This is a genomic window from Flavobacterium sp. LC2016-12 (assembly GCF_015351595.1).
GTDB lineage: Bacteria > Bacteroidota > Bacteroidia > Flavobacteriales > Flavobacteriaceae > Flavobacterium.
Map to the genome: position 1 here is coordinate 167,323 of NZ_JADKPT010000011.1, position 6,000 is coordinate 173,322.

Below are 6,000 nucleotides of genomic sequence, written 5' to 3' on the forward strand. Positions count from 1 at the left end.
CACAAAAATGTTGAAGCTTTTTTATATCCAAACTATAAACAAAGGAAATGGCAACTTTAAATTCTTACTTTCATCTTCCTATTTCAATTTAAATCACCTTATAATCAGTAAATTATTTTTCTTACATCAATTAAATCTATGTTAAAAGTGTACTTGCATTTTAATATAATTGTAAACTTTGTATTACTGTTTAACTCAAATAAAGATGATTATGGAAACGCAAATAATTGAACTGGAAAAAAAATATTGGCAGGGAATGGAAAATCACGATTATGAAACGGTAAAAAATCTCACTCATTTTCCTTGTATAATTGCTGGCAAAACGGGCTTACAAAGTGTAGACGAAGCCACGTTTAAAAAAATGTTTGAATCAGCAGATGGGAATAAAATAAAAGTATTGAATATTTCTGATGTCGAATCGCAAATACTTACTGAAAACACAGCGGTAACAGCATACCAGATAGAATTAGAAATGGCAGACAATAAACAAAAAGGCCCCATGAAATGTATCTGCACTTCTACCTGGATTAAAGATAATAATAATTGGGTTTGTGCACTCCATACTGAGACAGAATTGTCTCAGCAGCAGTAGGTTGTTGAGATCAAATTTAATTAGCTAAGTCCTCTATAGTATTCATTAGAGGCCGAAGATCAAGATACATTTGTCGTGTATCTTTTTCTTTATCGTTTTCCGTAAGAAATGTAAAACCTAATTTATTATAAAAATCAAGCGATTCACGATATGCGTCAACTGTTATCAATTGACAGGCACAATCGCTATTTTGCTCTAATGCTAAATTAATAACAAAATTTACAAGAGTTCTGCCAATTCCTTTTCTCTCTTTTTTTGTTGATTTACAAACCGCCAATCTACCTATCTTTATTGCTGGGAATTGTCTCAGATGCCTTTTAGGATGGTTAATAATTTCTTTTATTGCCCTATTTAAAGCACTTTTAGATGCAAAATCCTTTTCTTCAACAGCCAGGGCGTCATTATATATACTTAAATATGCGACTGTTTTTTCATCATTTTCAAGTAAATAAGTTGTGGCTAGCAATTCTTTTTTATAAGGTATTGCTTTATTAAAAAGAAAACTATTTAAATCCTCATCTCCACATTCAAAAGGTAGAATGTTTGTATCCGAATGTAATTTTGAAAATGAAAATCCTGTGAAAGGCATTAACGTACTTTTAAAAGTTCTTTTAATTTAATCGCATCAGTTTGGATTGAAGTTAAAGCATCAGTACTAACTTTTTTATCTTTATTAAAATCAATAGATTTATAGAAGTCAACAGCCTCTTTACCTCTTAAAACAGGAGTATTTTTGATTGGTTTGGCCATTGTTAGTGTATTTGATTAAAATATAAATTTTTTAAACACATGAATAATTATAAAAACAGTACGTTATATAAAAACAAACGATATTCTTCAATTGTTTTCAACCTTGCAAATATACGTTTAATTCTACATATTGCACAAGTAGTATTGTAGCTTTTTTCCTTAATTAAAACTATAAATTGAATTGTTTCTAACCATAAGCTTAAAAAAACCTTTGTATCTTTGCCTGATACTCCAAGAACCTACAAAACATGACACGAGAACATTATATTCCCTTTAATAAGGAATTCTTACTCGAACAACAACTTACCTCTTTTTCTGAAGACCCAAAAAAGGTTGATGATTTTAAAAAACTGTTTGATATTATCGAGCATTATTTTCATTACGAAGCTTTTAACCTCAACCGAAATCTAAAACAAAATTATGCTTTGTTTGATCCGGATTTGAGTAACAAAGAGCGTAAAAGTTTTATAGGAAAAAGTGATTTCTCCGTTTTTAAGGAAACCTTATTAACTGTTTTAGCACTCGGAAATTATACGCGAATTGATCAGCAAACTTTAGATGTTGCTTTTAAGGAATCAGATTTGATTGGTTTGAATCTTTCTATAGATTTTAATGCTTTTAAGGATTATGAAATGTATGTGCGCGGGCAACATACAGCCAAAGAAAAGGTAAAGAAATATTTCTTCTGGAAGAAAGAAGTCGAAATCGAGTATTACGATCGCGTATTGATTTACCTGCATTACAACGACACCAATTTCCTGAAAGAAAAGAAAGTCAAATTGGGTAAAATGGCAGGTGAACCGGGTTCAGTGGTTTTGAAAATCTTTAAGCGTGTTCCTAAAAATGACCTCGAAACGATTTTCCCAAATGCGATTCCTAGAATGTCAACTACAGACAAATTACTGCTTTGGGTTCCTGGTCTTTTTGGTGGGATTTCATTGTTAAGCGCAAAAGTAATTCCGGCACTGATCAATATGTATGGCGCTTATGAAACAGGCGAAACTATTGACCTATTGGACAGTAAGACTTCGCTAAATCAGGGTTTAATTGCATTAGGAATTTTAGCTGCTTATTGCTTCCGTCAATACAATAATTTTGTAAACAAGAAAATCAGATATTCCAAAATACTTTCGGATAGTTTATACTTTAAGAATCTAGGGAATAATAGTGGTGCTTTTTATTCTCTTTTAAATTCTTCAGAAGAAGAAATGCTTAAGGAAACTATCTTAGCTTATTCTTTTCTATACAAAAGCGAAAAACCTTTAACGGCCGAAGAATTAGACAATCAAATTGAATCCTGGTTTGAAACATCATTAAAAACATCTCTTGATTTTGATGTAAAAGAAGCTTTAGACAAATTGAAGAATATTGGCCTTGGAGTAGAAACTAATGGAAAATGGGAGGTTGTTTCTTTAGAGAAGGCTCTTGTTACGATTGATGCTTTGTGGGATGGGGTTTTTGATTATAATTATCAATTGTAAATTATTAATTGTTAATTGTCTGACAAACTTAACTAATAATTATAGCTTTTAAACAAAAAAAGAGGACCTAAAAAAGTCCTCTTTATAAATTTATGATCTTGATGGATTACTCACTATCAGCTTCAACCAAATCTTCAATATTTTCACCCATATCACCTACAGCTACTAATTCTGGTTTTGATCCCTTAAGTGCATTGAATCTTTCGATTTGCTCTAAGTCCCCTTCTTCTCCACTGAAATATGGGAAAACATCCATAATAGGCGATTCTGAAATAGCCGGGATGGTATAATCGCCCATTGTACCTTTCATTACAGAAACTGTGTTATCGTAGGCTTCTTTTACATCGTTCGCCTGCACTAATAAATACATATTCGTTTTGCGTTCTTTTCCACTTTCTTCATCAAAAGCAATTAAAGAAACTTTTGATTTAAACCAACGATCGGCATTTTCGAACGGGTGAATCTCAGCATAGTTCGCTACTTTTATGTTTGTGATTTTAAATTCTTCACTTACATACGCCGCCATTTCTTCATTGATTCTGCTTTCGGCTTCTGTATAGGATATTGCATCTACCAAATAAGGTTCTGTCGTAACCTTTTGTGCACCAATATCATCTGTCTTTCTATATTTTACTTTGCATTCGTACCAAACTGCGCTCATTTCTATCTAATTTAAGGATGTCAAAGATAGATTTTAACGCAAATAAAATCCATTAATTGCGAAATAGATATTCACAATTTGAGTTAAATTTTGGTATTAAATTACTCTTGTTTTTTAAGTTACTATTTATCAGTCGATAACATATAAAGGAATCATAAAATTGCGAATTAACTTATAAATATTTAATAAATTTGTGATAGCTAAATCCTATAAATGAGAATATTAGATGCCAATTAATTTTCTAAAAAGAGTAGCCAAAAATAAATTTTATCTGATAACCCAAACTACTAATAACCTTAAATACCACTACGATGAGACTATCAACATTTTTAACCGAACAAGGTTATGATTTAATTGAAGGACCAGTTAGAAATCATAAACCACTACAATTATGGCTGAAAAAACCTTTTGATGAGGCTCAGCTTTACTACGACAATATAGGTCACGCTTTTAAGAGCGATATTGTATTGAACGAAATCGAAAACGCTGCGCTGAATGTAGATTATACCAAAAAAGATGAGTACGGATTTAATATTGGTATTACACTTTTGGGAGAAATTTTAAAAACGCTTGGACTCGGAACAATCGGAATTACATCAAAAATACAATCCGGGAAATCGGTAACGATTAGCTATGGCAATTCGGTTACCAAAGAATATACCATTGGGAATCTTGAAGAATATTTTTACGGCGCTGATTTTCTGCACCCGAATCCTTCCCTTCTAAAAAACATTAACCAAAATTATCTTTTGTTAACAACAGGAACCGTTTTTGCTCAAAATCTTGTGGTCGATATTGAAACTGATTTTACCTTAAATGCCGATTTTGTTGCCAGCCTTAATGACGTCGCCGATGGTAAACTTGATTTCTCGACAAACAATCTGAATAAACTAAAAATGACATCGAACATCGGTATTTCTTTTCCGATTGCAGTAAAAGCAAGCCGAATCGATTATGACAGAAGCCGATTTAAAAAATTAATTCAGGTTACGGATACTAACAATATATTTTGATACATTAATTAATCTGATACCAAAAATGCACAAAAGGTCTAAATAGTTTTGTGCATTTTCTTTAAGCTTAATTCCTGTTTCGTTTTGGACAATTATCTTCATTATAATTATCTTCGAAAGCTCAATATCCCGTTTAATATGACTAAATTTTTTTCTCAAACCAACCACAATGGTTACACTTGCACCTGTTGTAATGAAACTTTTGATGAAATGCCTTTATGTTTTGGTGCTGAATTTCCAGCTTATTATTTTTCAATTCCACTTGAAGAAAGAGAACACCGAATTGAATATGGCGGCAGCTGGTGTTATGTCGATGAAGAGCATTTCTTTCACCGCGGAAGATTGACCATACCTATAATAGATTATCATGAAGATTTAGTTTTTAATGTCTGGACTACAATAAGTGAGGCTAATTTTTGTGTGCGAATGGATTTATGGGAAGATTCAAATCGAGTTAATCAGGAACCCTATTTCGGCTGGATGCAGACCGATGTTCCAACGTACGGCAAAACAATATCATTAAAATCAATTGCAATTGAACAAGAATTAGGATTGGTCCCGGAAATAAAAATGATCGAAGAAAATCATCCTTTGACTATCGATCAGGAAAACGGAATAACCTTTGAAAAAGCCGTTTCTATCGTCAATGAAATTATGAAAATACAGCACGGTAAAAGCTAAAAGAAATTTTATTAGATTTACGCAACTAACCTTAAAACCAAAAAAATGAGAACATTAGAACAATGGTTTGCAGAATATGCTGAAAGTCATCAAAACCCGAAAAATAAAGCTATTCACTATGTTTGCGTGCCTGCTATTTATTTTTCTATTGTTGGTTTATTGATGAGTATTCCGAGCGGAATAATTGCCAATACTTTAAAACTAAACGCTCCTATTATCGAAAATTGGGCAGCTGTTGTTTTAATTTTTGTACTCGTTTTTTATATTCGATTATCAGTTTTAATGGCTATTAAAATTGCTATTTTCTCTGCTATTTGTTTGGTGGTAAATTATTATATCGGTCAGTTTGTACCGTTGTGGCTGTTCTCTATTGGCGTGTTTGTCATCGCGTGGATTGGGCAATTTTATGGACATAATATGGAAGGAAAAAAACCTTCGTTCTTGAAAGATCTTCAGTTTTTAATGATTGGCCCGGCATGGGTCGTAGAGAATTTGTTTTCCCGAAAATAAGATTTTGAATACTGAAGGTAATGGCAAGCGGATTTAGGCGAATTTTTCTATTTTCTCTTGCTATTTCTCACAAGCTTGTCATTCTGAGGAACGAAGAATCACACTAGAAACTCCACACAGCAATTCGCCAATCTTTGTAGAGTTTCTAGTGTGATTCTTCGTTCCTCCTTTAGATTTGCTTTTTGAAATTTAATTAAATTTATGATTGAGAAAGGAAGCAAAAGTAAACTATTCGTTCCTCTGAGTTTTTGACTCATATCTTGATTAAGACTTTCGCTTCCCTTTCATCAAAGACTCAGATAGAAATTTGGA

The 6,000-nt window shown here is 32.3% G+C and carries 8 protein-coding genes; 5 read left to right on the forward strand and 3 right to left on the reverse strand.

Features of this window, described 5'->3' with window-relative positions; all coding sequences use genetic code 11:
• The first annotated feature begins 211 nt into the window (after window positions 1–211).
• A complete protein-coding gene (locus IRZ99_RS16685) occupies window positions 212–592 on the forward strand; it encodes a nuclear transport factor 2 family protein (protein ID WP_194658343.1) in 381 nt (126 codons plus the stop codon).
• A 16-nt stretch (window positions 593–608) separates the two neighbouring features.
• Here IRZ99_RS16685 and IRZ99_RS16690 read toward each other — a convergent pair whose 3' ends face one another.
• Both IRZ99_RS16690 and IRZ99_RS16695 read right to left on the reverse strand, forming a co-directional pair.
• On the reverse strand, window positions 609–1,181 hold the full coding sequence (locus tag IRZ99_RS16690; RefSeq protein WP_194658344.1) for a GNAT family N-acetyltransferase: 573 nt from the start codon (window positions 1,179–1,181) through the stop codon (window positions 609–611).
• A complete protein-coding gene (locus IRZ99_RS16695; protein WP_194658345.1) occupies window positions 1,181–1,342 on the reverse strand; it encodes a hypothetical protein in 162 nt (53 codons plus the stop codon). The genes IRZ99_RS16690 and IRZ99_RS16695 overlap by 1 nt, the downstream gene beginning before the upstream one ends.
• Before the next feature lie 248 nt (window positions 1,343–1,590).
• Here IRZ99_RS16695 and IRZ99_RS16700 point away from each other — a divergent pair, with 248 nt between their 5' ends.
• Window positions 1,591–2,823, forward strand: coding sequence for a TMEM143 family protein (locus tag IRZ99_RS16700; protein WP_194658346.1), 1,233 nt, complete (start codon window positions 1,591–1,593; stop codon window positions 2,821–2,823).
• 106 nt (window positions 2,824–2,929) lie between these two features.
• Here the strand turns inward: IRZ99_RS16700 and IRZ99_RS16705 are convergent, their stop codons facing one another.
• Window positions 2,930–3,484 (reverse strand): DUF4494 domain-containing protein, encoded by a 555-nt coding sequence (locus IRZ99_RS16705; protein WP_194658347.1) that lies wholly within the window; start codon window positions 3,482–3,484, stop codon window positions 2,930–2,932.
• 311 nt (window positions 3,485–3,795) lie between these two features.
• On the opposite strand from IRZ99_RS16705, the gene IRZ99_RS16710 reads away from it, so the two are divergent.
• From IRZ99_RS16710 to IRZ99_RS16720, 3 genes are all read left to right on the forward strand, one after another.
• Window positions 3,796–4,497 (forward strand): hypothetical protein, encoded by a 702-nt coding sequence (locus IRZ99_RS16710; protein ID WP_194658348.1) that lies wholly within the window; start codon window positions 3,796–3,798, stop codon window positions 4,495–4,497.
• A gap of 138 nt (window positions 4,498–4,635) precedes the next feature.
• A complete protein-coding gene (locus IRZ99_RS16715; protein WP_194658349.1) occupies window positions 4,636–5,178 on the forward strand; it encodes a DUF2199 domain-containing protein in 543 nt (180 codons plus the stop codon).
• A gap of 45 nt (window positions 5,179–5,223) precedes the next feature.
• The gene (locus tag IRZ99_RS16720; RefSeq protein ID WP_194658350.1) at window positions 5,224–5,688 is read left to right on the forward strand and encodes a DUF962 domain-containing protein; all 465 of its coding nucleotides are present in this window, start codon (window positions 5,224–5,226) and stop codon (window positions 5,686–5,688) included.
• Window positions 5,689–6,000: the final 312 nt, after the last annotated feature.

What these genes read in the sequence shown, in the direction of transcription:
- IRZ99_RS16685 (WP_194658343.1), top strand. Translation starts at nt 212, where the DNA reads ATGGAAACGCAAATAATTGAACTGGAAAAAAAATATTGGCAGGGAATG.
- IRZ99_RS16690 (WP_194658344.1), bottom strand. Translation starts at nt 1,181, where the DNA reads ATGCCTTTCACAGGATTTTCATTTTCAAAATTACATTCGGATACAAAC.
- IRZ99_RS16695 (WP_194658345.1), bottom strand. Translation starts at nt 1,342, where the DNA reads ATGGCCAAACCAATCAAAAATACTCCTGTTTTAAGAGGTAAAGAGGCT.
- IRZ99_RS16700 (WP_194658346.1), top strand. Translation starts at nt 1,591, where the DNA reads ATGACACGAGAACATTATATTCCCTTTAATAAGGAATTCTTACTCGAA.
- IRZ99_RS16705 (WP_194658347.1), bottom strand. Translation starts at nt 3,484, where the DNA reads ATGAGCGCAGTTTGGTACGAATGCAAAGTAAAATATAGAAAGACAGAT.
- IRZ99_RS16710 (WP_194658348.1), top strand. Translation starts at nt 3,796, where the DNA reads ATGAGACTATCAACATTTTTAACCGAACAAGGTTATGATTTAATTGAA.
- IRZ99_RS16715 (WP_194658349.1), top strand. Translation starts at nt 4,636, where the DNA reads ATGACTAAATTTTTTTCTCAAACCAACCACAATGGTTACACTTGCACC.
- IRZ99_RS16720 (WP_194658350.1), top strand. Translation starts at nt 5,224, where the DNA reads ATGAGAACATTAGAACAATGGTTTGCAGAATATGCTGAAAGTCATCAA.